Source organism: Paraburkholderia sp. NPDC080076, assembly GCF_050281145.1.
Classification (GTDB): domain Bacteria; phylum Pseudomonadota; class Gammaproteobacteria; order Burkholderiales; family Burkholderiaceae; genus Paraburkholderia.
This window is the reverse complement of the sequence record NZ_JBNNWQ010000003.1, coordinates 914,802-938,959: the sequence shown is the minus strand read 5'-3', so window position 1 is coordinate 938,959 and position 24,158 is coordinate 914,802. Positions and strand designations below refer to the sequence as shown.

At 63.7% G+C, this 24,158-nt stretch carries 22 protein-coding genes and 2 pseudogenes; 11 read left to right on the top strand and 13 right to left on the bottom strand.

Features of this window, described 5'->3' with window-relative positions:
- Positions 1 to 75: 75 nt before the first annotated feature.
- Both ACQKRQ_RS16535 and ACQKRQ_RS16530 read right to left on the bottom strand, forming a co-directional pair.
- Positions 76 to 270: pseudogene (locus ACQKRQ_RS16535) on the bottom strand (ShlB/FhaC/HecB family hemolysin secretion/activation protein); the annotation flags it as partial.
- A 324-nt stretch (positions 271 to 594) separates the two neighbouring features.
- Positions 595 to 1,083, bottom strand: coding sequence for a hypothetical protein (locus ACQKRQ_RS16530; RefSeq protein WP_427478186.1), 489 nt, complete (start codon positions 1,081 to 1,083; stop codon positions 595 to 597).
- Between ACQKRQ_RS16530 and ACQKRQ_RS16525 the strand changes: the two are divergent.
- Positions 1,061 to 1,129, top strand: a pseudogene (locus tag ACQKRQ_RS16525) (helix-turn-helix domain-containing protein); the annotation flags it as partial. The gene ACQKRQ_RS16530 and the pseudogene ACQKRQ_RS16525 overlap by 23 nt on opposite strands.
- 47 nt (positions 1,130 to 1,176) lie before the next feature.
- Positions 1,177 to 1,899 carry a DUF2968 domain-containing protein gene (locus tag ACQKRQ_RS16520; RefSeq protein ID WP_427478184.1) on the top strand — a complete coding sequence of 241 codons (723 nt, stop codon included), beginning with the start codon at positions 1,177 to 1,179 and terminating at the stop codon, positions 1,897 to 1,899.
- A 360-nt stretch (positions 1,900 to 2,259) separates the two neighbouring features.
- On the opposite strand, the gene ACQKRQ_RS16515 is transcribed toward ACQKRQ_RS16520, so the two are convergent.
- On the bottom strand, positions 2,260 to 2,448 hold the full coding sequence (locus ACQKRQ_RS16515) for a hypothetical protein (RefSeq protein ID WP_132374938.1): 189 nt from the start codon (positions 2,446 to 2,448) through the stop codon (positions 2,260 to 2,262).
- Positions 2,449 to 2,779: 331 nt separating this feature from the next.
- Here ACQKRQ_RS16515 and ACQKRQ_RS16510 point away from each other — a divergent pair, with 331 nt between their 5' ends.
- Complete coding sequence (locus ACQKRQ_RS16510) at positions 2,780 to 3,010, top strand: hypothetical protein (protein WP_427478182.1); 231 nt, start codon at positions 2,780 to 2,782, stop codon at positions 3,008 to 3,010.
- A 20-nt stretch (positions 3,011 to 3,030) separates the two neighbouring features.
- Here ACQKRQ_RS16510 and hfq read toward each other — a convergent pair whose 3' ends face one another.
- Positions 3,031 to 3,534: an RNA chaperone Hfq gene (gene hfq / locus ACQKRQ_RS16505; protein ID WP_408175754.1), complete on the bottom strand. Its 504-nt coding sequence runs from the start codon at positions 3,532 to 3,534 to the stop codon at positions 3,031 to 3,033.
- Positions 3,535 to 3,886: 352 nt separating this feature from the next.
- Between hfq and ACQKRQ_RS16500 the strand changes: the two genes are divergently transcribed.
- The 6 genes from ACQKRQ_RS16500 to ACQKRQ_RS16475 all read left to right on the top strand — a co-directional run bounded on the left by ACQKRQ_RS16500 (position 3,887) and on the right by ACQKRQ_RS16475 (position 8,275).
- Complete coding sequence (locus ACQKRQ_RS16500; RefSeq protein WP_165923847.1) at positions 3,887 to 4,024, top strand: hypothetical protein; 138 nt, start codon at positions 3,887 to 3,889, stop codon at positions 4,022 to 4,024.
- Between the two features lie 14 nt (positions 4,025 to 4,038).
- The gene (locus ACQKRQ_RS16495) at positions 4,039 to 4,569 is read left to right on the top strand and encodes a sigma-70 family RNA polymerase sigma factor (RefSeq protein WP_132374936.1); all 531 of its coding nucleotides are present in this window, start codon (positions 4,039 to 4,041) and stop codon (positions 4,567 to 4,569) included.
- Positions 4,569 to 5,420 carry an anti-sigma factor gene (locus ACQKRQ_RS16490; protein WP_427478179.1) on the top strand — a complete coding sequence of 284 codons (852 nt, stop codon included), beginning with the start codon at positions 4,569 to 4,571 and terminating at the stop codon, positions 5,418 to 5,420. Before ACQKRQ_RS16495 ends, ACQKRQ_RS16490 begins: the two co-directional genes overlap by 1 nt.
- 269 nt (positions 5,421 to 5,689) lie before the next feature.
- The gene (locus ACQKRQ_RS16485) at positions 5,690 to 6,163 is read left to right on the top strand and encodes a hypothetical protein (RefSeq protein WP_408175750.1); all 474 of its coding nucleotides are present in this window, start codon (positions 5,690 to 5,692) and stop codon (positions 6,161 to 6,163) included.
- Positions 6,164 to 6,215: 52 nt separating this feature from the next.
- Positions 6,216 to 7,793: an FAD-binding oxidoreductase gene (locus ACQKRQ_RS16480; protein WP_427478177.1), complete on the top strand. Its 1,578-nt coding sequence runs from the start codon at positions 6,216 to 6,218 to the stop codon at positions 7,791 to 7,793.
- Positions 7,794 to 7,834: 41 nt separating this feature from the next.
- On the top strand, positions 7,835 to 8,275 hold the full coding sequence (locus ACQKRQ_RS16475) for a hypothetical protein (protein WP_427478175.1): 441 nt from the start codon (positions 7,835 to 7,837) through the stop codon (positions 8,273 to 8,275).
- Here the strand turns inward: ACQKRQ_RS16475 and ACQKRQ_RS16470 are convergent.
- The 8 genes from ACQKRQ_RS16470 to ACQKRQ_RS16435 all read right to left on the bottom strand — a co-directional run bounded on the left by ACQKRQ_RS16470 (position 8,272) and on the right by ACQKRQ_RS16435 (position 20,623).
- Complete coding sequence (locus ACQKRQ_RS16470; protein ID WP_427478174.1) at positions 8,272 to 9,309, bottom strand: DUF1571 domain-containing protein; 1,038 nt, start codon at positions 9,307 to 9,309, stop codon at positions 8,272 to 8,274. The genes ACQKRQ_RS16475 and ACQKRQ_RS16470 overlap by 4 nt on opposite strands.
- A 37-nt stretch (positions 9,310 to 9,346) precedes the next feature.
- Entirely contained in the window at positions 9,347 to 11,161 is a 1,815-nt protein-coding gene (locus ACQKRQ_RS16465) for an AMP-binding protein (RefSeq protein ID WP_427478172.1), read from the bottom strand.
- Positions 11,162 to 11,296: 135 nt separating this feature from the next.
- On the bottom strand, positions 11,297 to 12,598 hold the full coding sequence (locus ACQKRQ_RS16460) for an acetyl-CoA C-acetyltransferase (RefSeq protein WP_408430099.1): 1,302 nt from the start codon (positions 12,596 to 12,598) through the stop codon (positions 11,297 to 11,299).
- 140 nt (positions 12,599 to 12,738) lie between these two features.
- Entirely contained in the window at positions 12,739 to 13,674 is a 936-nt protein-coding gene (locus tag ACQKRQ_RS16455) for a MaoC family dehydratase (protein ID WP_132374929.1), read from the bottom strand.
- Between the two features lie 2 nt (positions 13,675 to 13,676).
- Positions 13,677 to 15,098, bottom strand: a complete 1,422-nt coding sequence (locus tag ACQKRQ_RS16450; RefSeq protein WP_427478169.1) for a 3-oxoacyl-ACP reductase — start codon at positions 15,096 to 15,098, stop codon at positions 13,677 to 13,679.
- 156 nt (positions 15,099 to 15,254) lie between these two features.
- Positions 15,255 to 17,753: an acyl-CoA dehydrogenase gene (locus ACQKRQ_RS16445; RefSeq protein WP_427478167.1), complete on the bottom strand. Its 2,499-nt coding sequence runs from the start codon at positions 17,751 to 17,753 to the stop codon at positions 15,255 to 15,257.
- Positions 17,754 to 18,177: 424 nt separating this feature from the next.
- On the bottom strand, positions 18,178 to 19,044 hold the full coding sequence (locus ACQKRQ_RS16440) for a TetR/AcrR family transcriptional regulator (protein ID WP_427478165.1): 867 nt from the start codon (positions 19,042 to 19,044) through the stop codon (positions 18,178 to 18,180).
- 358 nt (positions 19,045 to 19,402) lie between these two features.
- A complete protein-coding gene (locus ACQKRQ_RS16435) occupies positions 19,403 to 20,623 on the bottom strand; it encodes an MFS transporter (protein WP_132374926.1) in 1,221 nt (406 codons plus the stop codon).
- A 479-nt stretch (positions 20,624 to 21,102) separates the two neighbouring features.
- On the opposite strand from ACQKRQ_RS16435, the gene ACQKRQ_RS16430 reads away from it, so the two are divergent.
- Complete coding sequence (locus ACQKRQ_RS16430; RefSeq protein ID WP_427478163.1) at positions 21,103 to 22,434, top strand: chloride channel protein; 1,332 nt, start codon at positions 21,103 to 21,105, stop codon at positions 22,432 to 22,434.
- A 157-nt stretch (positions 22,435 to 22,591) separates the two neighbouring features.
- Positions 22,592 to 22,915 carry a hypothetical protein gene (locus tag ACQKRQ_RS16425; protein WP_427478161.1) on the top strand — a complete coding sequence of 108 codons (324 nt, stop codon included), beginning with the start codon at positions 22,592 to 22,594 and terminating at the stop codon, positions 22,913 to 22,915.
- A 92-nt stretch (positions 22,916 to 23,007) separates the two neighbouring features.
- Here ACQKRQ_RS16425 and ACQKRQ_RS16420 read toward each other — a convergent pair whose 3' ends face one another.
- Positions 23,008 to 23,835 carry a helix-turn-helix domain-containing protein gene (locus tag ACQKRQ_RS16420; RefSeq protein WP_427478359.1) on the bottom strand — a complete coding sequence of 276 codons (828 nt, stop codon included), beginning with the start codon at positions 23,833 to 23,835 and terminating at the stop codon, positions 23,008 to 23,010.
- Positions 23,836 to 24,158 lie beyond the last annotated feature (323 nt).

Here is a 24,158-nt window from a genome sequence, read left to right as displayed (position 1 = left end):
TCAGCGCAGAATACGTGAAAGTACGCGCGCCGTTTGATAGTGGACCCTCTAATCAGGGCGCGGCACTTTTACCGGTCAATTCAGCTGGTACGAAAACGTCGAGTCGATGCGTGGACTGCGCGACGCGCTCTCCACGGGCGCGTCGCCGGGCGCTTTGGCCACCGGAAGATTCAGGCTGTAGTACTTCGAATTCGAGATGCGGAAGCCGAACGCGATCGACGAAAGCTTCGAAGGCGGGGGCGCACCCGCATGCAGATAGACGCGCGCCATGGCGAGCGAGACGTGGGGTACTACGTCGCGTGCTCCGAGGGGCTTGAGCGCTCTCGGCAAAAGTGCGGAGTACGTGATGAGTCGGACTGTTTATGCGCACTGCGCAGCTCGCGGTTGCATGCGCCATTCGATGAACAAGCCGTATGGCAAGTCTCATCGAATGACTGATGCATGCGGCAGCCATAAAACATTTAGGCTACCTACTTATGGCTGAGCGGCAACAAGCCGCCGAGCACAATGGTCAAGCCACTCGTCGCCGTGCCCGCACCACTCGTCGAACGCGCCGCCGAACTGAACGTGCCGGTCAACTGGTCGGCAGTGCGGTCATCGGCGCGAGCGCTCGGCCGCTGCCGCCCGAGTCCGAGCTGCCGCTCGTGACGCCGGAGAGCGCGCCCGTGAGCATCGACAGCGGATTCGACGCGCTACCCGAACCGCCCAAGGCCGAGTCAGCGAGTTCAACGGCGAACCGCGAAAACCCGAGAAAGTCAGCGAACCCAGCGGCGTGCCGCTCAACGCAGAGGTTAGGCCGGCCAGCGGTGTGCCGCCGAGCAGCGTCGACAGCGAGCCGACCGGCTTGCTGCCGAGTCCGAGACTCGCGAGGGAGCTTTGCAGCGGGCCGAACGGGTTGCTGCTGGCGGGCGGCCCACTGGCGACGCTTGCGCTCGTGCCGCCGACGAGGCTCGCGATCAGCTCGGGAATCGGCATCGCGCCATTCAGGCCGTTCGGATTGACGAAACAGCCTGCGTTGGTCACCGTGTGATTCGATTCGTCCAGACGCTGCCCGATCGGCGTTTTGTGGGAGAAGATGCGCAAGTATCAAATTTTTGACGAAGAGCCCGAAACACGCGAAAGTGAGTAATAATGAGACGGTTGTACTAAAACAAAAACTGTTCAAGCAGGAATTACATGGACCACAAGTCGAAACTACGACAAATTGCCCTCGTCGCATTCATCGCGATGTGGGCAGTGCAGGGCGTCAATGCGCAGACTCTGTCTGACAGCAACGCCAGCGCCGGGGGCGGCGTTCTTTCCCAGCCAGGCACGACGGCGGCGTTGCCGGCTAACTCAGAGGCAGGACAGGCACAGACCTCGGCGCTCACGCCCGACGAGGCGAAGCAATCCGCGGCAGGCAACGTAGCGGAATTGCAGCAGATGATCCACGGGTCGGAAATGAGCGAATTGCGCACCACGTATAACGGCAGCTACGGGGCGAGCTTGCTGTTTTACGGCAAGGAAATGACGTACTACGTGGCGCTGTTCCAGCAGAAAAATTTCTGGCGTGTCATCAAGACGCAGGACGCGGGGCGTGCCAACACGATCTACAAGGATTTCGCGCGTCAGACGGTGCAACTGTCGGACGTCGAGATTCGCCGCACGCAACTCGAGGCGCAGAAACGCTTCACGGAGCGGATGATCGCGTTGTCGCAGGACCGCGCCAACCGCTTGCAGGCGGACCTCGATGTCGCGCGTCAGCAGCAGACTATTGTGGCCACCCAGCAGCAGCAGACGCGTGCCGAAGCCACGACGCTGGCGCAGCAGAAGGCTTCCGCGCAAGATCAGCTGCGTGCCGCGCAGCGTCAGGTGCGCGATCTGCAACGTCAGCTGGAAAGCGGTTTGCCTGCGCACTGAGTGTGGCGGTCTGACGAGCTTCCGGTGGGCAGGGCGGCGGGGTGTTGAACGTGTTGCCCGGCTCACCGGAACGATGACTCGTTATTCGGCTATCTTCGTGCAACGCGTGTAGTTCGCGAGGTCCACGCGGGCGGCGTCGCCGTTTCGCGGACTCGGTCAATTCTCGATCCCCACAGCAGTAACAGCTCGCTACGTTTATTCCACGCGTGGTCGCGTGACTTTCACGCGCGGCGCAAATATCCCCATTTGTCTTGCACGCGCACGAGCGCCCACGCTCAACGCACCGCCCGTGCGGTGGCGGCCAGGCCCTGGCAGCTGCTTCGTTTCCCGGTGCTCCGCGAGACAAAAATACGGCCAGCTCTAATGCCGCTTCTTTCCCTCCGAAGACGCTCCCTTCTCCGGCGCATGATGCGGATCCGCCATATCGACGGCAATCGGATCGCTGGCGGGAAAGCTCTCCTCGAGCGCCTCGTCGAGACGGCTATCGGCGGATTGGTCGGATGCCTGTGTTTCGGCGGTTTTAGATTCGTGTTGCTTTTTGCTGGTCATGACGTGCTCCGTGGAAAGAGAGTCTGCAAATCAGCATAGCGCAAAGCGGCCCGCCGCGAACATCGGCCGAACGGTATAGGAGCGCGCGCCGTAAGCGGCTGCTCCAAAGCCGCGAGTCGAACGAGTTCCAAGCCGCCGCAATGTCATCAACCGAGACTTAAAACCATTGCGCATCAACTCGTTTTCCGTGTGTCGACAGAAAGCGGCGCGGGACAACAAAAGCAAGCGCCGGCCGCGTGGGCCGGCAGACCGCAACGCATGCCGCGAGCCGGCAGTGCCGCGCTCGGGAGGGGCGCCACCAAAACCCGTGAACAACAAGGCAGCGAACAACATGAACCGGAAAAAAACCGCGTGCGCGGCGCAGCGCCTGAACGCGTCACACGTCGTGGAAGCTGAACTGGAACACCTGGATTGGGCAACGAAGCAACCGGCGCAGCGCTTGCTGGACGCCGTGTATTGGCGCCGCCGCGTGCTGGCGGTCAAATGCGGATTCGAACTGACTGAACTGCAGGTGTTGCGTCTGGAAAAGATCTTGCAGCGGCTCGGCCATTCGCCGGAGTAGCCGAGCGCTGCGGCGGCCGCTTACTCGGTGCCGCCATTGCCGCCGTGATTGCCGCCACCATGGCTGCCACCACCGTGGTTGCCACCGTCGCCGCCCGTGCCGAACAGACGCCGGCGGCGCGTGACGACCACCGGGCCGTCCGAGGTGCCGCTGCTACGATCCGACGCAGGCCGGTCCGAAGACGGCGCGCCATACGACTCGCGCGGTTCACGCGGTTCGCGCGGCTCACGATGATCGCGCGGTTCACGCGAGCCGTGCGGGCCACGCGTGGTGTGCTCGCCGTGCGAGGGACGCCCCGCGCGGGGAGCCGGACGCGTGCCGGTGTCGAGCTGGATCGTCGAGATCGCGCGCTTGTAGATGCCTTGCAGCCCGACAGGCGTGCGCAGCATCACCAGATACTGATCGAACGACTCGATGCACCCCGTCAGGCGAATGCCGTTGACAAGATAGATCTCGACGCGCTTTCGTTCTTTGCGCGCAGCGTTCATGAAGTCGTTTTGCGGATGCGATTCTGCGGAAGCCATGGACAATTCAGGTTAGAAAGACGGTTGTTCGCCGCGATTCTACCCTGTGTGGGGGCGGAACGCGTCGGCGGGCGAACTGCGTCCACTATAACGGCTTGTGGGCGCATAAGCATCTGATAACTATTAGCTGTAACGTTGAGTTACGAATCTGCGGACGAATGCCGTGCTCTTCCGCCACGCGCGGGCCTGCGCGGCGCGTCTGGCGGAAAAAGATAGCGCATGGTCGTGCTATGGGCGGAATAAATCACCGCCTGTCCGCGTTATATCAGGCATGGCGACGCTGCATCGTGCGCGTCGCCGATCGGCTTGCCGGCCGCATCAGGCGTCCGGGCGCTCATCAAGGAGACTCACCATGAAAGTATCGCGCATTCTTTCCGCCGTTTTCGTTCTGCTGGCACTCGCGGGCGGTACGCTCGCGACGAGCGCGTGTACGTCCGCGACGGATAGCGGCGCCTCCAGCTCGAGCGGCGGCAGCAGCGGCGGCTACTGAGCGCCGCCCACCGGGTGACTTTCGAAGCTGAAGTGATTTCGTGGCTCCCGCAGCTGCGCCGCTACGCGCGCGCACTGACGGGCGACCGCGCGTGGGCCGACGACCTCGTGCAGGATACGGCGGAGCGCGCGCTCGCCCGTTGGGCGGCGTTCCGGCCGGACAGCAATCTGCGCGCATGGCTCTTGACGATCCTGCGGCATCTCTACATCGACCAGTTACGCGGCCGCCGCGAGATTGCCGTCGACGACGAGAGCGCGCCGTGGCGCAATCTCGAAGCGCCGCAAGGGGAAGTCGACGGCCTCGTGCTGCGCGATCTGCAGCGCGCGTTATATTGTCTGCCCGTCGAACAGCGCGAAGTACTGTTGCTGGTCTGCGTGGAGGAACTGTCTTATCAGGAGGCGTCACGCGCGCTCGGCGTGCCGATCGGCACGGTGATGTCGCGGCTCTCGCGCGCTCGCGAACACATGCGCGCGTTGCTGACGGAGGGACCGGCTCAGGGGCCGGTGCGTAAAAGTCCACCGTTGAAAGTAGTGAGAAACCCGTGATGAACAGCGACGACTACGATGCCAGCTTGCCCGAAGGGCTCGATCTGCGAGCGCTGTCGGCGTTTGTCGACGGTGAACTGCTGGGCGCTGAGCGCGCCGCGATCGAGGCTCAACTGGCACAGCATCCGCAGGCCGCCGCGCGCGTAGCCGCGTGGCGCGCGCAGAAAGCCGCGTTGCGCGTGCTGTGCGGCGCGCCGCAGCGCAGCGAGCGTGATGAGCGCAACGAGCGCCATGAGCGCGAGGCGGCCGACGAGCCGGCCTTCATCGTGTTGCGCCGGAGAACGTCGTGGTGGCAGCGCGCCGGCGTCGCGGCCTGCTGGCTGGCGGCGGGCGCCGGGCTTGCGCTCGCCCTCGGGCCGCTCGCGCCGCGTCTGACGGGTGGCGCGTGGGACGGTCTGGGCAGCCGGCCGCCGAGCTTCGCCGAGCGCGCGGACATCGCCTACGCGGTGTACACGCCCGAGCAGCGTCATCCGGTGGAAGTCGCCGCGAACGAAGAAGAGCATCTGATCAACTGGCTCTCCAAACGGTTGAACCGGCCGCTCTCGGTGCCCTCATTGCAGGAATACGGCTACTCGCTGGTGGGCGGGCGGCTGTTGCCCGGCGAAGCGGGACCGGCGGCGCAGTTCATGTATGAGAACGCCGGCGGCGCGCGGCTCACGCTCTACGTCACCGGCATTTCTCGCGACGAAACCGCGTTCCGCCTGTTCCGCGACGGCAACCGGCGCACCTTCTACTGGGTCAACGACGGCATGGGCTACGCGCTGTCCGGGCCGATCGCGGAAGGCAAGCTGCGCACGATCGCCATCGACGTGTGCAGCGCGCTCGGCGGCAAACCGGAGTCGTGGCAGTAGCGGCATACGCGGTTCCGATCCTGCCGCCTGTCGATCGGCCGGCTCTGCAACATCCGGTAACAGAAGCCGCGTGCGCGCCCGCCGCGCGCGCGGAATAGCGTCGCGCGACGCAACGTTTACCTGTTGCTGAATCGTGCCGTCGCCGCGTGTCTGCGCGCGGTCACGGCAAGGGCTTCGGCAAGGCAAACCGACGGTGTCTTCACGGTGTCGACACGTTTTTTCGGGTCGCAACGCCGGTGCGCGTCGGACAGCATAAAGGCAGCAAGATCATGCTCACATTTCATCAGTTCGGCAGCGGGCTGTATTGCGGCGTAGCCTGTGTGTGCCTGTGCGCCGCGTGCGCGGCGCCGGCCGAGGCGCAATCGGATGCGTCCGTGTGCCGGTTCGTGGCGGGGCAGGCGGAAATCGACGGCGTCATGCAGCAGATTACCGGCCGCGCGTGCCTGCAACCGGACGGCACGTGGCAGATCGTCGAGGACGATGCCGCCGCGCAGGCCTTGGCGGATGGCCCCGTCTACTACTACGATCCATGGTATTGGGGGCCGCCGGTGGTGTTTGGTGTCGGCGTGTCGTTCGTGTTCGTCGACCGCTTTCATCATTTTCATCACATGGATCATGTGCGCTATGTGCATGGCGTGCGCGGATCGTTCGGCATGGGCGGCCGCGGCGGTTGGCATGGGGCGCGACCCATGCACACATGGGGCGGCATGTCGCACGGCGGCGGAGGAGGAATGCGCCGCTGATCCCTGCCGCTGATTCACTGCTGCTGACTCGCGCGGCGGCCAAGGAGACGCTTTGATTCGTAGCTTGCCGCCGAAGGTGTCCGCCGCGCAGTTCGATCGCGCGCTCGCGGGTTGGCGCTCGATTGTCGGCGACCCGCAGGTCGTGACCTCGGCGGACGGCCTCGCCGCCTATCTCGATCCGTTCGCGCCCGGCGAGCGCGAAGCGTTTTCGGCCAGTGCCGCCGTCTTGCCCGGCTCCGTCGACGAAATTCGGGCGGTGCTGCGCATTGCCAATCAATTTCGCATTCCGCTCTGGACCGTCTCGACCGGACGCAATTTCGCGTATGGCGGCGCGGCGCCGCGTCTCGCCGGTTCGGTCGTGCTCGATCTGCACAGAATGAACCGCATCATCGAAGTGAACGAGGCCATGGCTTATGCGCTGGTCGAGCCAGGTGTGAGTTACTTCGATCTGTATGCGCATCTGCGCGACAAGGGCTACAAGCTGTGGGTCGATCCGCCCGCGGCCGGCTGGGGCAGCGTGGTCGGCAATACGCTCGAACGTGGCTTCGGCTATACCGCGTACGGCGATCACGCGGCGTCGCAGTGCGGCATGGAAGTGGTGCTGGCCAACGGCGATGTGTTGCGCACGGGGATGGGCGGGATCGACATCGGCACCGCGTGGCAGTTATATCAGCCGGGCTACGGACCCTCGTTCGACGCGATGTTCATGCAGTCGAACTACGGCATCGTCACCAAGCTGGGTGTCTGGCTGATGCCCGCGCCGCCCGCGTATCTGCTGGGTGAAATCCAGTTCAAGCATGAAGCGGATCTCGAAGCGATCGTGGAGATTTTGCGGCCGTTGCGGCTCGATGAAACGATCCGCAATCACGCGGTGATCGAAGGCGGTTTGCGCCGCGCGGCAGGCTTATCGGCGCGCGCGCAGTGGTACGACGGACCGGGCGTGATGCCCGAGAGCGCCGTGACCGCGATGCTCGACAAGCTGAACGTGGGCCGTTGGAATCTGCATTTCGCGCTCTACGGCACGCCTGAATCGATCGACGCGCGCCACGCGCTCGTGCAGCGTGCGTTCGCGCGCGTGCCGCAGGCGCGCTTCCTGACGGCGCGCTACGCGGGCGATGCGCAGCCCACGGCGGGCGGCGATCGCAACCTCGCCGGCATTCCGGCGATGAGCGCGTTTCGCATGCTCGACTGGCGCGGCGGCGCGGGTGCGCATGTGGATTTCGCGCCGGTGTGTCCCGCGACAGGGCGCGACGCGTTGCGCCAATACACGATGGTCAAGGCGCGCGCCGCGGAATACGGCTTCGACTACTACGGCGGTTTTACAGCGGGCGTGCGACATCTGCATCACATTTTCGCGGCGATCTTCGACCGTGACGACGCGAACCAGGTCGAGCAGGCCGGCGCGCTATTGCGTTCGCTGATGAGCGACGCGCGCGCGGCGGGCTACGGCGAATATCGCGCGCATCTCGCGTATATGGATTTTGCCGCGGCCCAATACAGCTTCAACGACGGCGCATTGCTGCGGTTCTCGGAAACGATCAAGGACGCGCTCGACCCGAACGGCATTCTCGCGCCGGGCAAGCAGGGCATCTGGCCGGCGGCGTGGCGCGACCGGCGCGGCTACACCTGAGTGCGCGGGCCGCACGCGCAACCTGACCACTGGAGCGATGAATGGACCGGCGCACTTTCATGATGACCGCCGCTTACCTCTCGACTGCGGCAGGCAGCGCGTGGCCGTGGCTCGCGCATGCGGCGGCGCGTAGCGATACGGTGGCGGTGGTCGACTCCACGCTCGCGTACGGCGCCGCATTCGCGGGCTATGCCGCACACAGTCAGTTACCCGTGTTCGAAACCGGCGACGATATCGGCGCGCTCTGGTACACGACACTCGCACCGCTGCTTTGCGCAACGCAGACATCCGCGCCCACGCTCTTATCGGCTTCGCTGATCGGCCTCACGCGTGCTTCCGATTACTTCGTGCTGAACCAACTCGCCAAAAGCGCGGGACATGTGATCGAACACAGTCACGAGCAAAGCATGGGCTCGGATACGCAGCATGCCCACGTCGCATTTGCATTCGCCTTCGCGCCGCACGTATTGCACAAGAGCTAGAACTTGTACGCCTTGTTCTTCGGGTCGAAGGTCGAGTCGTCGAATGTTTTTGGCGTGATGGTTTCGAACACGATCTTCTCGAAGATCTTGCCGTCGTTGTCGTAAGACTCGACGGTGCGGAAATACGGATGCCGCAGATCGAGGCCGAGCGTTTCTTTCTTCGCGTAGAACTGCGGCTGGCCGGTCGGCGTTTCGAAGGTGAAGGCCACCACGCGCACGCCGTCGATCGTTTTGACTTCCACCTGGGTCGAACGCGGCAAGCCGGCCTCGATGTATTTCTTGCCTTCGCTGAGGTACTGGTTCGCAATGTATTCCGTGCCGAGATCGCGCACCTGATGGTTCGATTGCGCGCGGGCGAGGGCGCCGTTCAGCGACGTCCACACCGGCATCACATTCATGATGCCGCCCAGATGCCCATACATTTCATCGGTCCGTTTGGACTCGTCGTAGATGATTTCCTGGCCGGCGCGTGCGCCGTCGGGCAGCCACTTTGCATAGATGCGCAGCGGGTCGTGCGCGACGCGCACCAGCATGTGATCGGGCTTGTCGGGCCATTGGCCGTGGATGCGTTCCGAACGCGCCATCGTGAACTCGTACGACGGATAGCCGTTCGGCCCTTCCTTGATATAGCGCGGCAACGCGAGCGGATCGAGCGACTGGAACAGCGCGACCAGTTGTGCGTCGCCGAGTTTTTCCAGCGCGCCGCTCTGTTGCGCGGCGCGCAGCCATTTGACCTGCTGATCCAGCGTGAGCTTGCCGACCTGCGAGGACGGCGTGGCCGGCGCCTTGACGGCACTGGCGGTATCGAGCGCGGGCGGCGTGTCGTCGTTCTGTGCGAACGTCGTGGGCGTGGCCAGTGCGGTCGCTCCCGCCATGAGCGCGGCGATCAGCAGTTTGCGCGACCGCACGCTCTGTGATGACACACCGAAGGACGTGAATAAGCTCGCACGCAAACCATCGGTCCGCGGCGAAAAACGGGCGAGGCGCATGAAGGCCGGCGTGCGGCATGAGCGTGCGGACAGGCGGTGCTTCATGAATCTCTCCGAAAGGTGACGCGAAGCGCCTTCCCTGTCAGGCAGGCTTTTGCTTGGCGAGTTCCTCGTCGCGCAGGGCGCGGCGCAGAATCTTGCCGACGTTGGTTTGCGGCAGCTCGTCGCGGAACTCGACGAGTTTCGGCACCTTATAGCCGGTCAGATTCTTGCGGCAATGGGCGATCACCTGTTCCGCCGTCAGCGACGGATTGCGCTTGACGATGAACACCTTCACCCGTTCGCCCTGCGCGGCATCGGGCACGCCGATTGCGGCGACTTCGCGCACGTCCGGATGCGCCGCGATCACGTCTTCGACTTCGTTCGGATAGACGTTGAAACCCGACACCAGAATCATGTCCTTCTTCCGGTCGATCAGCCGGATGAAGCCGCGCGAATCCATCACGCCGATGTCGCCGGTGGCGAGCCAACCGTCGTCGTCGATCACCTTGGCGGTTTCTTCCGGACGGTTCCAGTAGCCTTTCATCACCTGCGGTCCCTTCACGCACAATTCGCCCGCCTCGCCGATGTTCGCCCAACTGCCGTCGTCCTTCCTGAAACGGACCTGGGTGGATGGCGCCGGCAAACCGATCGAACCTTCGAAGTCGCGCATGTTGGAGAGGTCGACCGGATTCATCGACACGATCGGCGAGCATTCTGTGAGTCCATAGCCTTCGATGATCGGTTTGCCCGTCACCGCCTTGAAGCGCTCGGCTACCGACTTCTGCGTCGCCATGCCGCCCGCCATCGCGAGCTTGAGATCGGAGAAGTCGCGCTTGCAGAACTCTTCGTTTTCGAGGAATGCGTTATAGAGCGTGTTCACGGCGGTCATGCCGGTGAATTTCTCGTGACGGATGATCATCATCACGCGCTTCATGTCGCGCGGATTGGCGATCAGAATATTGCGCCCGCCGAGCCCCATGAAGATCAGCGCGTTCACGGTCAACGAATAGATGTGATAGAGCGGCAGCGGCGTGAGCACCGTTTCGGCGTCGCCGGTCAGTTGACCTTCAGACCACGCCTTCGCCTGCAGCAGATTGGCGATGATGTTCTTGTGCGTGAGCATCGCGCCCTTGGCGACGCCGGTCGTGCCGCCCGTGTACTGCAGGAACGCGATGTCGTCGTGAGTGGGGCGCACGGGCGTCAGCGGGCGCGAGTAGCCAGTCGAGAGCGCTTCGAGCAGCGGCACCGCCTGGGGCAGGTTGTACGCGGGCACCATCTTCTTCACGTGCCGCAGCATGAAATTGAGCAGACGTCCCTTCAGATTCAGGCCGTTGGCAAGCAGATCGCCCAAACCCGTCACGATCACGTTCTGTATCCTGGTGCCGGGCAGTGCGTCTTCGACCGTCTTCGCGAAGTTCTCGAACACGATGATGGTTTGCGCGCCGCTGTCCTTCAACTGATGCGCGAGTTCACGCACCGTATAGAGCGGGTTCACGTTGACCACCACGCCGCCGGCCTTCAGTATGCCGAACAGCGACACCGGGTACTGGAAAGTATTCGGCAACATGATTGCGACGCGCTCGCCCGGCTTCACGCCGAGACTTTGCAGATACGCGGCGAACGCCGTAGCCTTGCGGCCGAGTTCGCCGTAGGTCAGGCTCGCGCCCACGCTCACATACGCGACACGCTCGCGGAACCGCGCGATGCATTCGTCGAAGAACTGCACGACCGATTCGTATTGCGTGACGTCGATCTCATGCGGCACGTCCGCCGGATACGACGCGTACCAGATGCCGTCGGTGTTCGGCGCGTGGTGCGGCGCCCGAGCCTGCATGGCGGCGGGCGCCGGGCCCGCTGTGTTCGGCGCCGCGGCTCCGCTGGCAAGCGGAAGCGGGGCTTGAGTGGGTTCGGTCATGGTCGTCTCCAGAAGCTGTGGCTTCATCTGTTTATGTGCTGGTCTTGCGGCCAGTCATCGAAGCAATCCACGCGAGTGTGGCAGCGTGTGAAGCAAAAGCATGCGGCGAAGCAAACACTGGAACGCATGCAATGCTCAGCGTTCCAGAATCGCGACCACCCCCTGGCCGCCCGCCGCGCAGATCGAAATCAGCCCGCGCGCGGTGCCGGCTGGTTTGTCGAGTTGTGCGAGCATTTTCGCGAGGCCGGCGACGATGCGTCCGCCCGTCGCCGCGAACGGATGGCCGGTGGCGAGTGAACTGCCGTTCACGTTCAATTTTGTCCGATCGATCGCGCCGAGCGGGCCCGGCAAGCCCAGTTGCGTGCGGCAATACTCGTCATCCTGCCACGCCGCGAGCGTGCACAACACCTGGGCGGCAAATGCTTCGTGGATTTCGTACAGGTCGAAGTCCTGCAACGTGAGTCCGGCGCGCGCCAGCATGCGCGGCACGGCGTAGGCGGGCGCCATCAGCAGGCCTTCCTTCTTGTCGAAGAAGTCGACGGCGGCGGTCTCGGACCAGCTCAGGTACGCGAGCACCGGCAGTTTATGACGCGCGGCCCATTCTTCGCTCGCGAGCAGCACGGCGGAAGCGCCGTCGGTGAGCGGCGTCGAATTGCCGGCGGTCAGCGTGCCGGCGTCGCGGTCGAACACCGGCTTCAGGCTCGCGAGTTTTTCGAGCGTGAGATCGGAGCGCAGATTGTTGTCGCGCGTGAGACCCGCGTACGGCGTCATCAGATCGTTCACGAAGCCGCGCGCGTAGGCCTCATTGAGCTTGCGGTGGCTGTCGTAAGCGAGCACGTCCTGCGCCTCGCGCGAGATGTTCCAGCGCTTGGCCATCAGCTCGCAATGCTCGCCCATCGAAAGGCCCGTACGCGGTTCGCCGTTGCGCGGCAGAAGCGGCTTGAAAAACATGCCGGGCCGCAGCTTGGTCAGCGCGCCGACGCGTTCTCCGGTGCTCTTGCCGCGATTGGCTTCGAGCAGAATTTTGCGCATCCGCTCGTTGACGCCGATCGGCGCATCGGATGTCGTATCGACGCCGCCCGCAATGCCCACTTCGATCTGCCCCAAGGCGATCTTGTTGGCGACGAGAATCGCGGCTTCGAGTCCGGTGCCGCAGGCCTGCTGCACGTCGTAAGCGGGTGTTTCCTTGGCGAGCGTGGTGGACAGCACGGATTCGCGCGTCAGATTGAAGTCGCGCGAATGCTTGATGACGGCGCCCGCGGCGACTTCGCCCAGACGTTCGCCATGCAGGTTGTAGCGGTCGATCAGGCCTTGCAGCGTGAAGGTCAGCATGTCCTGATTCGACGCGGTCGCGTAGGCGGTGTTCGAGCGGGCAAACGGAATCCGGTTGCCCCCGACGATGGCGACTCGGCGTACGGCTGGCAGCGGGTTGGACATGCTCGGCTCCTTCGGGTCGTTCGCTGGTTATTGAATGATGCGAATGGTGCAAATCGTGTGACGGTTCATGGCGACGCTCCTGCTCCAACAACGATTTCATCCACCCTGAATTCCACTACTAGACGCACGCCGCGCGCGCCTCATTGCAGCCTCCATCGCATGCGGCCGCGCAAATGCGGCTTCTGCCCGGCGATGTCGCGCACTTCGATATCGCGTTCGATCAGCGAAGGCGACGCGCTCCACAGCGACGCTTCGCCGGGCAGCAGCATCGGCAGTTTGAATTCGGCGCTGAGCGTGGCTTCCGCGAGCGGCTTCGGCGGCTGCAACGCGGAGGCGGCACGCGCCAGCGTCCACATGCCATGCGCAATTGCGCGCGGAAAGCCGAAGGCCTTCGCGGACAGCGCGGTCAGATGGATCGGGTTGTAGTCGCCGGACACGCTCGCGTAGTCGCGGCCCAGTTGCGACGCGAGCTGCCAGCGTGCGATGCGTTGCAGCGCTTCAGGCCCGAGTTCGAGCGGATCGAGCACGCTGCCGCTCGCCGGCACGCCGCGTTTCAGATAGACGCTGTCGCCGTCCCAGACCGCTTCGCCGCGCCGGTACATGCGGGTGTGCAGCACGAACGCCTGGCCTTTGTCGTGACGCAGCAGCGCGCCGAATTCCACCTCGACGCGCAGCATGTCCTTGTAGGCGAGCGGCCGGCGCAGGCGCACATGGTTGGCCAGATGCACCAGGCCGAGCGCCGGCCACGGAAACGCCGGGTCGGTCAGCATCAGCAGATGCAAGGGAAAGGCGAGCAGGTGCGGATACGTGAGCGGCACGCCATGCTCGGGGATGAAACCGCACACGCGCGCGTAACGCCAGATCGGCCCCGGGTCGAGCGGGACGGCGGGGCGCACCAAACGCAGCGGCGGCAGATGCGTCTCGCGCCCGCGTTTGAAGATGCCGGACACCGCGCGCGCATAGAGCTTTGCTGGCGCGGGCAAGGTATCGATCACGACGGTCTTGGGCCGCACCGCGTCCTGCCGCGCCGTGTTCGATAGTTGACTGCCGCCGAACGGATCACCGGGCTCACCCATGGTCACGCTCCAATCAGGCTTTGTCCGCACACGCGCACGATCTGGCCGCTTACGCCGGCCGATCCCGGATGCGCGAGCCACGCGACGGTCTGCGCGACGTCGACCGGCTGGCCGCCCTGGCTCATCGAATTCATGCGGCGGCCGGCTTCGCGAATCGCGAGCGGAATCTTCGCGGTCATCTGCGTTTCGATGAAGCCGGGCGCGACCGCGTTGATCGTGATGCCGCGTGCGCGCAGATGCGGCGCCATGCTTTGCACGCGGCCGATCACGCCGGCCTTCGAGGTGGCGTAATTGGTCTGGCCGAGATTGCCGGCAATGCCGCTGATCGACGACACGCCGATGATCCGGCCGCCGTCGCGCAGGATGCCGGCGGCGAGCAGGGCGTCGTCGATCCGCTCCTGCGCGGACAGGTTGATGTCGATCACGCTTTGCCACGCGGCGTCGGTCATCTTCGCGATGGTTTTGTCCTTCGTGATGCCGGCGTTGTGCACGACGATATCCACGCCCTGTTCGTCGAGCGCGGCGGCGATCTGCGCGGGCGCTTCGGGCGCGGCGATATCGAAGGCGAGGGCGGTGCCGTTCAACTGACGCATGGTTGCGTCGAGCGCGTCGCGCGCTGTTGGGATGTCGATGCCGATCACGTGCGCGCCTTCGGCCGCCAGCACGCTCGCAATCGAGGCGCCGATGCCGCGCGCCGCGCCGGTCACGACCGCGCGCCGGCCCGCGAGCGGCTGCCGCCAGTCGAACGCGGGCGTGGGATCGTCGCTTGTGGTTGAGCTGGCGGCGGCGATGCGCATGGCCTGGCCCGACACGTATGCCGAGCGCGGCGACAGAAAGAACCGCAACGTCGCTTCGACGCGGTTCTCGGCGCCTTGCTCCACATACACGAGATTCGCGGTGATGCCGCGCCGCGCTTCCTTGCCGAGCGAACGCGTGAAGCCTTCGAGCGCGCGTTGCGCGGTCCATTGGCGAGGCGTCGCGCAGCTTTCCGGCGGCCGTCCCAGCACGATGATGCGCCCGCACTTGCCGAGCGAGCGCAGCGTGTCGTGGAAGAAGCCGTGCAACGGTTCGAGCTGGGTACTGTCTTCAATACCGCTCGCGTCGAACAGCAGGGCTGCGAGTTTGCCTTGAGAGCCGGGGTCGGCCGGTTCGAAACGCCCTGTCATGAGACCGTGACGGTTGGCGAGCGGTACCCACAAGCCGGCGCTTGCATGCGCGACGCTCGTCACGCCGATGCTTGCCACGAGTGTTGCCAGCGCGTCGAGCAGATGCGGTTCGCGGCCCGCGCCGAGCGCCACCAGTCCGCCGAATTCGGGCTGGTCCGCGCGATAGCGGCGCAGCACCTCGGGCTTGGGCAGGCCGAGCGAACGCGCAAGGCGCGCGCCGAACGGCGAGTTGACGAAGTTCAGGTAAGAGTCGTTCATATTATTAGTCGCTCCGCTGGCCACGCCGCGAGGTTGCCCCCCGGGAGACGCCTCACAGGAAATCTCCCCGAGGGGCGTCGAACGTGTGTCAGTGTGCACCGAGTTCGGCGCCCGCGGCGCGCCTTGCCCGGATGTTTTTTTAAGCCGGCGCCGAACTCAGGCCGCGAGCCCCAGCGCCTTTTCCAGAGTCTCCTTGCGCTTTTGCAGACTGGCGAGCATGTCGAAGTCGGCGGGGAAGTCGTCCACCTTCACGACTTGCGCGCCGTAACGCGCGTAGTCGTCGAGCACGCGCCGGTCGTCGGCGTCGATCAGACCTTTCTTCTGCGCCGCGTCGGTCCAGGCAGCCAGCTGCGGCAGGCTCTGCGGCATCGGTTCGAGCAGGCCTTGCTTGACCGCGTCGCGCAGCTTCTGCTCGATCTGCGTGAAGCGCGGGTTCAGCTCGAACACCAGCTCGCCGTAGCCGAGCGCGTCGACATGCGGATGCGGCACGTATGAATCGGACAGCAGACGATTGCGCGCGGCGCCCGGCGTTTGCATCAGTTCGGCGATCTCGCTGCCGAGCTGGTCGGACGGCTCGCGGTAGGGCAATCCGAACGGGAACGCGAGCACGCGCACGAGGCCGGCGGCGAGGCGGTTCGGATAGTTGGCGAGCACGCCGTCGAGCGCGTGTTGCGCCTTGTACAGCGAATCCTCGACACCCCAGCGGACCAGCGGCAGGTCTTCTTGCTGACGGCCTTCGTCTTCGAAACGCTTGAGCGTGGCGGAGATCAGATAAAGCTGGGACAGCACGTCGCCCAGACGCGCTGAGATGCGCTCGCGGCGTTTCAGATCGCCGCCGAGCACGAACATCGAGACATCGGCGAGCAGCGAGAACGCGGTGGACAGGCGGGTGGCCGCGCGGTAGTACGCATGCAGCGGCGCGTGGGCCGTGCGCGGTTTGGCGATGAAGGCGCCGCCCGTTACGCCATAAACGAAACTGCGCACCACGTTGGAGAGCGTGAAGCTGACGTGGCCGAAGAACGCCTCGTCGAAATCGCGCACCGCCCTGGCGTGGTCCGTTTCGCGCGTGGCGGCCATTTCCTTCAGCACATACGGATGACAACGAATCGCGCCCTGGCCGAAGATGATCAGGCAACGCGTGAGAATGTTGGCGCCTTCGACGGTGATCGAGATCGGCACCTGCTGATAGGCGCGCGCGAGAAAGTTCGACGGCCCCATGCAGATGCCCTTGCCGGCGGTGATATCCATGCCGTCGTTGATGACCATGCGGGCGCGCTCGGTGATGTGATACTTCGCGATCGCCGAGATCACTGAAGGCTTTTCGCCGAGGTCCACCGCGTGCGCCGACAGGCGGCGCGCGGCGTCCATCACGTACAGGTTGCCGCCCATGCGGCCGAGCGCTTCCTGCACGCCCTCGAACTTGCCGACGGCGGTGCGGAACTGGCGGCGAACCGCGGCGTAGGCGCCAGTGCCGCGCACAGCGATCTTCGCCATGCCCACATTCGACGACGGCAGCGAAATCGCCCGGCCCGCCGCGAGACATTCCATCAGCATGCGCCAGCCGTTGCCGACCTGCGCGCGCCCGCCGATCACCCAGTCGAGCGGAATGAACACGTCCTTGCCCGAGTTCGGGCCGTTCTGGAACACGGCATTGAGCGGCCAGTGACGGCGGCCGATGTTCACGCCCGGATGGCCGGTCGGAATCAGCGCGCAGGTGATGCCGGGTTCGTCCTCCGTGCTGAGCAGATGGTCGGGATCGAGCGCGCGAAAGGCGAGGCCGAGCACGGTCGCAATCGGGCCGAGCGTGATGTAGCGCTTGTCCCACGTAACGCGAAAGCCCAGTGTCTCGCGGCCTTCGAACGTCCCCTTGCACGCGATGCCGACGTCCGGAATCGCCGCCGCGTCGGAACCCGCGTAGGGGCTCGTCAATGCGAAGCAGGGGATTTCCTCGCCGCGTGCGAGGCGCGGCAGGTAGTGGTTTTTCTGCTCGTCGGTGCCGTAGTGCAACAGCAATTCGGCGGGGCCGAGCGAATTCGGAACCATCACCGAAACGGCGGCGGCCGAGCAGCGCGTGGCGAGCTTCATGATGACCTGCGAATGCGCGTAGGCGGAGAACTGCTTGCCGCCGTACTGCTTCGGAATGATCATGCCGAGAAAGCCGCGTTCCTTGATGTACTGCCAGGTTTGCGGCGACAGGTCCTGCCAGACCATGGTGGTTTCCCAGTCGTTCGCGAGATCGCAGAGTTGCTCGCATTCGACGTCGAGGAACGACTGTTCTTCCGCCGTCAGCGTGGCGGGACCGTAGCCGAGCAGCGTGTCCCAATGCGGGCGGCCCGAGAACAGTTCGGCGTCCCACCAGACCGTGCCGGCTTCGATCGCATCGCGCTCGGTCTGCGACATCTCCGGCAGGATCTTGCGGAAGATGTCGAGCACGGGCTTGGCGAGGCACGTGCGGCGCAGCGGTTTGAGCGCGAGCACGAGGGCGGGGAGGACGAATACGATGGCGAGCAGCGTCGTGGCCACCGCACCCGCGGCTCCGCTGACATGCGCGGCCGCCACCCACACGATCATGAAGGCAAGCCACCATGCCGCGCGCGCCTGAACGTAGACGAGCGCGAACGCGGCAATGACGAGTACCAGGATGAACCACGGCATGACGTTTCCTCCTCTTTCGATGGTGCGAGCGACCGCGTCCACGTAGGGCGGATGGTTCGCGTTCTATTGATTTTCTGCCTCATGCCCGCTGCCTCGCCGCGCGTGCTGCATTTGCTTTTGCGTGTCGTATGTGCCGTTCGACAGCGCGGCGTCGCTTAGGTGCGGGACTTAGACGTGCTGCTCAGGTATGCGGCGTTCATGGTGGTCGGCTGCCTTCTTGCTGAGTGTTTGTTGAGTACTTGTTGCCTGTCTGGCGCTGACCGGTAGTGTAGGCATTGCCGGTCGATTACGGGTTCGAAGCTGCGGCATGCTTACTATTGCGCCGGTTGCCTGCATGGTGCGGTAGTGATCCGTCTGCCCGCTCTCACGGGCGCCGCGTGCGGCTGACGGCTCATGACGGCGCGCTGCCCGCCGCGCTCGATCGTTAAGCTGTGCGGTGAAATGCGTGCTGACGCGAACCTGCTTCCATGTCGCCGTCACGATGTTCGCCTTCCGATACGGCCGGTGAGGGCGACTCCGATCCGCCTCCAGTGTGTGCCGCGTTCGTGCCTTCCGCGCCGCCGTCTCCGGCGCACTCCGCACCGCCGTCGCTGGCGTCGCCGAGTACCGCGGCGAACGCGGCGAGTTGTGTGCCGTCGGGCAACGGCGCCTTGAGCGCGGCCACCATCAGCGAGGCGAGGCGTGCGATGAGTTGCAGGTCGTTCATCGACTTGCCCTGCGAGAACTCGGAAATCAGGCTGTCCGTGTCGGTGCCGGCCAGCACGCCCGACAGCGCGCCGATCGCGAAGTGCAGACGCCAGCCGAGTTCTTCGCGCGGCAGATGCGGCAACGCGCGCTGGAACGCATCGAAAAAGCGCACCGCCACAGAGGCGTAGTGCCCGTTGAGAAAGTCGCGAATGAACGACGACGGATCGGTGTAAGCGCGGCCGAGCAAACGCAGAAACGCCTTGCCGCCGACGCGCGGATCGCGCGACAGGCGCAGCGCCGGAATGAACATCGCGCCGAGCACGTGCTCGCAGGTCAGGCGCTCGCCGAGCATGGTGTCGAAGCGGTCGAGCAGCTTGAGCCGCTCCTGGTTGAGGTGGTCGAGGCGGCGGGACAGCATCGAGTGAATCAGCGATTCCTTGCTGCCGAAGTGATAGTTCACTGCCGCGAGATTTACTTCGGCGCGCGAAGTAATCTGGCGCAACGACATGGCTTCATAGCCGCATTCGATAAAGAGTGTTTCGGCGGCGTCGAGGATGCGGGACTTCGTGTCGCCGGCATGCCGGCCTGTTGTGCGAACTGCCATATCGCGTCTCCCAGTTACCGGGCGTCCGGACCGCAAACAAGCAATTCAAATGCTTATTTGAAACGGCTGTTTTTTTCAGGATAAGAAGAAATGAGGTGTGCGATCAAGGGGTCACAGTCGACTAACTCCTCTAGAAGACCTGATGAACGTCGACTTTCCATGCTCGCGGCGCGTCAAACCGCGCGGAAATAAAAAAGGCCGTTCCGATGGAAATCGGAACGGCCTCGTATGGCTCGCCACTTGTTTGGCCTTGCTGCTATTTGCTGACGCGTGCTCTGCGTCGCGCGGCGGTTCGCGCCGCCTTTGCGCCTATTGTTCCCGATAACGCGTCGGCAAAATAGCTATTTGGTTCGAACGCTTAAACCCGTGCCGCAACCTGCTTGGCCGACTGTGTCATGTCGATGCCGCGGCGCTCGCGGCTGAACGGAATCAGCGCGGCAATCACCACTGCCACGATACCGATCACGACCGCCATGATGAGCGCGTAGTTGTTGCCGTGCGCTTCGGCGGCGCTCGCCTGCAACGGTCCGTTCACCGACGCGATCAGATTGCCGAGCTGATACACGAGACCGGGGAACGTCGCGCGAATTTCATCGGGCGAGATTTCGTTCAGGTGCACCGGAATCACGCCCCATGCGCCCTGCACGGAGATCTGCATCAGGAAGGCGCCCACCGCGAGCAGCACCGGCGTGGTCGAGAAGGCCCACAGCGGCAGCACCGGCAACGCAATCAACGCAGCAATGAAGATCGCGCGCTTGCGGCCGATCTTTTCCGACAATGCGCCGAAGAACAGGCCGCCGCAAATCGCGCCGATGTTCAGCACGATCGTGATCCACGACACCGTATGCGCGTCGAACTGATGCTGCACGCGCAGGAAGGTCGGATACAGATCTTGTGAGCCGTGCGAGAAGAAATTGAACGCGGTCATCAGAATGATCGCGTACAGCGACAGCTTGACGTTCTGCCTGAGCGTGGCGACGAGACCCGGACGCGCTTTCTTTTCGAGCGTCTTGAAGGCCGGCGATTCCGGCACGTGCGCCCGCACATACAGCACGAGCAACGCCGGCAGTACGCCGACGAAGAACATGCCGCGCCAGCCGATGTACTGATAGAACACGCCGAACACGACCGAGGCGAGCAGATAGCCGCTCGGATAGCCGGCCTGCAGCAGACCCGAGACGATGCCGCGCGACTTCGGCGGCACGGTTTCCATTGTCAGTGCGCCGCCGACGCCCCATTCGCCGCCCATCGCGATGCCGAACAGCGCGCGCAGCACGAGCAGAGTGGCCAGGTTCGGCGAAAAGCCGGACAGCAATTCCAGCAGGGAGAAACACGCGATATTGACCATCAGCGTGGGACGGCGGCCGTACTTGTCGGCGAGCCAGCCGAAAATCAATGCGCCGAGCGGACGCATCACCAAGGTCAGCATGATGCCGAAGGCGACCTCGGGGATTTTTGTATTGAACTCCGCCGCAATATCTTTCAATACGAACACCATTAGAAAGAAATCGAATGCGTCGAGTGTCCAGCCCAGATAGGCAGCGATCGTGACGTTTCTCTGTTCCCGTGTCCAACTCATTGATTGTTCTCCTGGTTCTCCAATCACCCGTGTTTGACGACAGGTGGCTCCGCAGCCCCGCACGCCCCGTGGCATGGGCTTCGAGCGAGTGTACGCCGACTGTTAAACGCTTGCATGAATGAACGCGCGTTTATCCGTATTAATCCCTGGAGCAGATTTCATGAAGCGCGCCATTTATGTTGGCTAAATGTAATTATTGTATTGATGGTGTGTGCGATTTAGTTTGTTATTTGTAATCTATTTCGGATGTGATTTTCTTGCTGATCCGGTCATTTTGAGTTTCGGTGTCGATGTTCTTCGTTTCCACTCGCTAATTCTGTGCGATGGCACCGCGCCGGTCGCGCGGGGCGGACCGGAAAGTGGCCATTCTCAATATATGCAACTTGCGCATCAATCGATCTTAAAAATCAATTTGATTCATGTTGCGTCGCGGAATACCATGGTCGTCATCCCACTTATTTCGCTTTTGTCGACGCGCCATGTCAGTCAAATCAATCACTTCGGAGCCTGTACGCCGCGAGCGCAGTCCGTTTGCCGTGATCGCCGCGGTCACGTTGCTCACGGGTATCGGCGCCGGTCTCGGCGGCATGCTGCTCGCGTTGCTGCTGCACGGCATCCAGCATCTTGCATACGGCTACAGCGTGACGCACGTGATCAGCGCCGAGAGTTTTCTACAGGGCGTCAGCGGTGCCGCGCCCGAACGCCGCCTGCTCGTGCTGACGATTTGCGGCCTGGTGGCGGGATTCGGCTGGTGGGCGCTATATCGATTCGGCCGGCCGCTCGTGAGCATTCGCCAGGCCGTCAAATCCGACGATCCGCGGATGCCCGTAATGAGCACGACGATCCATGCAGTGCTGCAGATCGTCACCGTGGCGCTCGGCTCGCCGCTCGGCCGCGAAGTCGCGCCGCGTGAGATCGGCTCGGCGTTCGCCGGCTGGCTGTCGCGCCGTGCGGGGCTGTCGGTCGCGCAGAGCCGGATCATGGTGGCGTGCGGCGCGGGCGCCGGTTTGGCCGCGGTCTATAACGTGCCGCTCGGCGGCGCGGTGTTCGTGCTCGAGGTCTTGCTGGGCACCTTCGGCTGGCCCGCACTGGTGCCGGCCATCGTGACCTCGTCGGTGGCCGCGTTGGTCGCGCAACTGGGACTGGGCAACGAGCATCAATACCTGGTGCCGTCGATGACGCTGAGCCCCACGCTCGTGGTCTGGTCCGTGGTGTGCAGTCCGATCTTCGGCGTGGCGGCGTGGAGCTTCACGGAACTGATGAATCGCTCGCGCGCGGCCGCGCCGAAGAACTGGCGCCTGCCGGTGTTGTCGCTGCTGAACTTCGCGATGATCGGCGTCCTCGCGATGCATTTCCCGCAGTTGCTCGGCAATGGCAAGGGACCTGCGGGACTGGCATTCGATGGCGGCTTGACCATCAGTCTCGCCGCGATGCTGCTGGTGCTGAAGGTGGTCATCACCGCGAGCAGTTTGCGCGCCGGCGCCGAAGGTGGCCTGCTCACACCGGGGCTCGCGAATGGCGCGCTGCTGGCGATCGTACTCGGCGGATTATGGAGCCTCGTGTGGCCGGGGGCGTCGCTGGGCGCATTCGCGGTGGTCGGCGCAACGGCGTTTCTCGCTGCCTCGATGCAGATGCCGATTACGGCCGTGGTGCTCATGTTCGAATTCACCCGCGTAAGCCAGGATTTTCTGATTCCGGTGTTGTTTGCCGTGGGCGGCGCGCTGTTGGGTTTTCGTGCGTGTGCGAAGTGGGCGCCTGCAATGCAGTCGAACTTTGGGTTTAGCTGGAGTGGCGCGAGCAAAGCGCGATAAGGCTTGTGCTATTCGCGACGACGCGGGTTGAGCGCCGCACGGCCAAACGCCGCTCGGCCGGTTGTCTTTTTTTTTAGACGGGAGCATGATGTGGTCTCCGGCACATCTGCATGGCTCATGCAGCGTTGTCGCAATATTGTCGATTGAGGGACGCAAAATGAATCTTCAGCTCGCAAGCGTGTGGCTCGAGCGCTCACACGTCGGCTTCTCTGACATCCGCCATTTCGCGTCGCAGTGCCGCGACGCAGCCGCCGCTTCGGGGCGTCAATCGGCGGCTCTCGTGCTACTTGCGGAGCGGGCGAACGCTTTTAGCGAACGTCACGAGGGCGTTGCCGTATCCACCGGTTTGGTCGATGAATTTCTCGCTGAGTTGCGGAACGATACAAAGGCACTGAAAGAGGCCAGCGAAGCCTCGGATGCCGCTTTTCTCGAGGCGCTCAACGCATTCGCCGCGAAGGTGGCGCCGGCCATGGTCGTCTAACCTGGCGGCGTGCATCTGAAAATTGTCGTGTGCGCCGGTCGTATGATCCGGCGCTAACAGCGGCCGCGGCGAGGTCGGGGCATCCTACGGGATTAACCGCGATCGAGTAGCAGTTGCAGGAGCTTCGCGCCGTCGCGCCCTTTGGCGGAACCGGCCCACACGCGCTCGATCAGGCCGCGGTACATCGCGACAGCATCGGCTGACGTTGTAATCGTCGCAATACCTGTTCGCACATTCGGAAGCTCGCCGAGGCGAAAGGGCGATACCGCTACATGCTGGCTGCCCGGTTCCTCGAAAATCTGAAAGGTCTCACTCGGCAGATTGTCGGTCACGATGCCGACCTGGACGCCAATAGGGTCGCTGTTCAACACCTCGATCATGTGTGCGACTTCCTTGCGTGCCGCAAGTTTTCGCTCGAGTTGCACGCCTGAAGGCAGGCCTAAACGGCCCACCAGCCCATGATGCAGGAACTGCTCAATCTGCCGGAGACCAATCAGGCTGAGGATGCCAGGACGCTGCTGTTCGAACACCTTGCGCCGTGCGGCCAGAATTTTCAGAACGTCGCTGTTGATCCGCTTCGAGCTTTCTCCGACCAGTTCGTCGGGCACGCTCTCGTCAAGCATGGAGCGCAGATGCTGCGGGTACGCTTCAGAGGTAAGCAGGAATGAAATCGGATCGAAGTTGGCGAGGATGCGCGTCGAGCGTGATTCGAGCTGGCGCATGCGCTCGAAGTAACTGACCGCGGAGTCGTGGTACTCGGACTCAACCCCGAGCAGATTGGGAAGCGTCACTTCCAGCAGCGCTGCCAGACGCTCGAGCGTTTCAATCTTGACGATTTCACCACGCTCGAGGTTGTAGACGGCGGCGCGGGAAATTGCGAGCCGTTCAGCAATGTCGTCGGAGCGAAGTCCGCGAGCCATGCGATAGGCGCGAAGGCGCTCGCCGATAGCGAGGAAGTCGAAAGTGGGCGCTGTTTTGCGGAAACCTAGAACTTCGGCCACGATACATCCTCGTATAAAAATCCAAACGAATTGTACCTCAAGGCGTCGTCAAAGCTGCATTACCAAGGAAGATACTGAGGCGTTTTTGGCAAAATTCTAGAGTTTTTGCCTTTTTGTACACTTGTCGTTTTATTTAGACGGTCGCAAGATTCTCATGTGACGTTCGCCCGACGGCGCGTCACAGATGCCCGGTGCGCGTTCGCGATGTCGACGACGCAAACCGGAAGACCACGCGGCTGTCA

Excerpts from the sequence above, each read along its gene's own strand:
- ACQKRQ_RS16485 (WP_408175750.1), top strand. The coding sequence starts at position 5,690 with ATGCTCACATTTCATCAGTTCGGCAGCGGGCTGTATTGCGGCGTAGCC.
- ACQKRQ_RS16455 (WP_132374929.1), bottom strand. The coding sequence starts at position 13,674 with ATGGGTGAGCCCGGTGATCCGTTCGGCGGCAGTCAACTATCGAACACG.
- hfq (WP_408175754.1), bottom strand. The coding sequence starts at position 3,534 with ATGGCTTCCGCAGAATCGCATCCGCAAAACGACTTCATGAACGCTGCG.
- ACQKRQ_RS16445 (WP_427478167.1), bottom strand. The coding sequence starts at position 17,753 with ATGCCGTGGTTCATCCTGGTACTCGTCATTGCCGCGTTCGCGCTCGTC.
- ACQKRQ_RS16440 (WP_427478165.1), bottom strand. The coding sequence starts at position 19,044 with ATGGCAGTTCGCACAACAGGCCGGCATGCCGGCGACACGAAGTCCCGC.
- ACQKRQ_RS16420 (WP_427478359.1), bottom strand. The coding sequence starts at position 23,835 with ATGGCTCGCGGACTTCGCTCCGACGACATTGCTGAACGGCTCGCAATT.
- ACQKRQ_RS16520 (WP_427478184.1), top strand. The coding sequence starts at position 1,177 with ATGGACCACAAGTCGAAACTACGACAAATTGCCCTCGTCGCATTCATC.
- ACQKRQ_RS16460 (WP_408430099.1), bottom strand. The coding sequence starts at position 12,598 with ATGTCCAACCCGCTGCCAGCCGTACGCCGAGTCGCCATCGTCGGGGGC.
- ACQKRQ_RS16425 (WP_427478161.1), top strand. The coding sequence starts at position 22,592 with ATGAATCTTCAGCTCGCAAGCGTGTGGCTCGAGCGCTCACACGTCGGC.
- ACQKRQ_RS16475 (WP_427478175.1), top strand. The coding sequence starts at position 7,835 with ATGGACCGGCGCACTTTCATGATGACCGCCGCTTACCTCTCGACTGCG.
- ACQKRQ_RS16470 (WP_427478174.1), bottom strand. The coding sequence starts at position 9,309 with ATGAAGCACCGCCTGTCCGCACGCTCATGCCGCACGCCGGCCTTCATG.
- ACQKRQ_RS16510 (WP_427478182.1), top strand. The coding sequence starts at position 2,780 with ATGAACCGGAAAAAAACCGCGTGCGCGGCGCAGCGCCTGAACGCGTCA.
- ACQKRQ_RS16515 (WP_132374938.1), bottom strand. The coding sequence starts at position 2,448 with ATGACCAGCAAAAAGCAACACGAATCTAAAACCGCCGAAACACAGGCA.
- ACQKRQ_RS16465 (WP_427478172.1), bottom strand. The coding sequence starts at position 11,161 with ATGACCGAACCCACTCAAGCCCCGCTTCCGCTTGCCAGCGGAGCCGCG.
- ACQKRQ_RS16430 (WP_427478163.1), top strand. The coding sequence starts at position 21,103 with ATGTCAGTCAAATCAATCACTTCGGAGCCTGTACGCCGCGAGCGCAGT.
- ACQKRQ_RS16500 (WP_165923847.1), top strand. The coding sequence starts at position 3,887 with ATGAAAGTATCGCGCATTCTTTCCGCCGTTTTCGTTCTGCTGGCACTC.
- ACQKRQ_RS16490 (WP_427478179.1), top strand. The coding sequence starts at position 4,569 with ATGAACAGCGACGACTACGATGCCAGCTTGCCCGAAGGGCTCGATCTG.
- ACQKRQ_RS16435 (WP_132374926.1), bottom strand. The coding sequence starts at position 20,623 with ATGAGTTGGACACGGGAACAGAGAAACGTCACGATCGCTGCCTATCTG.
- ACQKRQ_RS16450 (WP_427478169.1), bottom strand. The coding sequence starts at position 15,098 with ATGAACGACTCTTACCTGAACTTCGTCAACTCGCCGTTCGGCGCGCGC.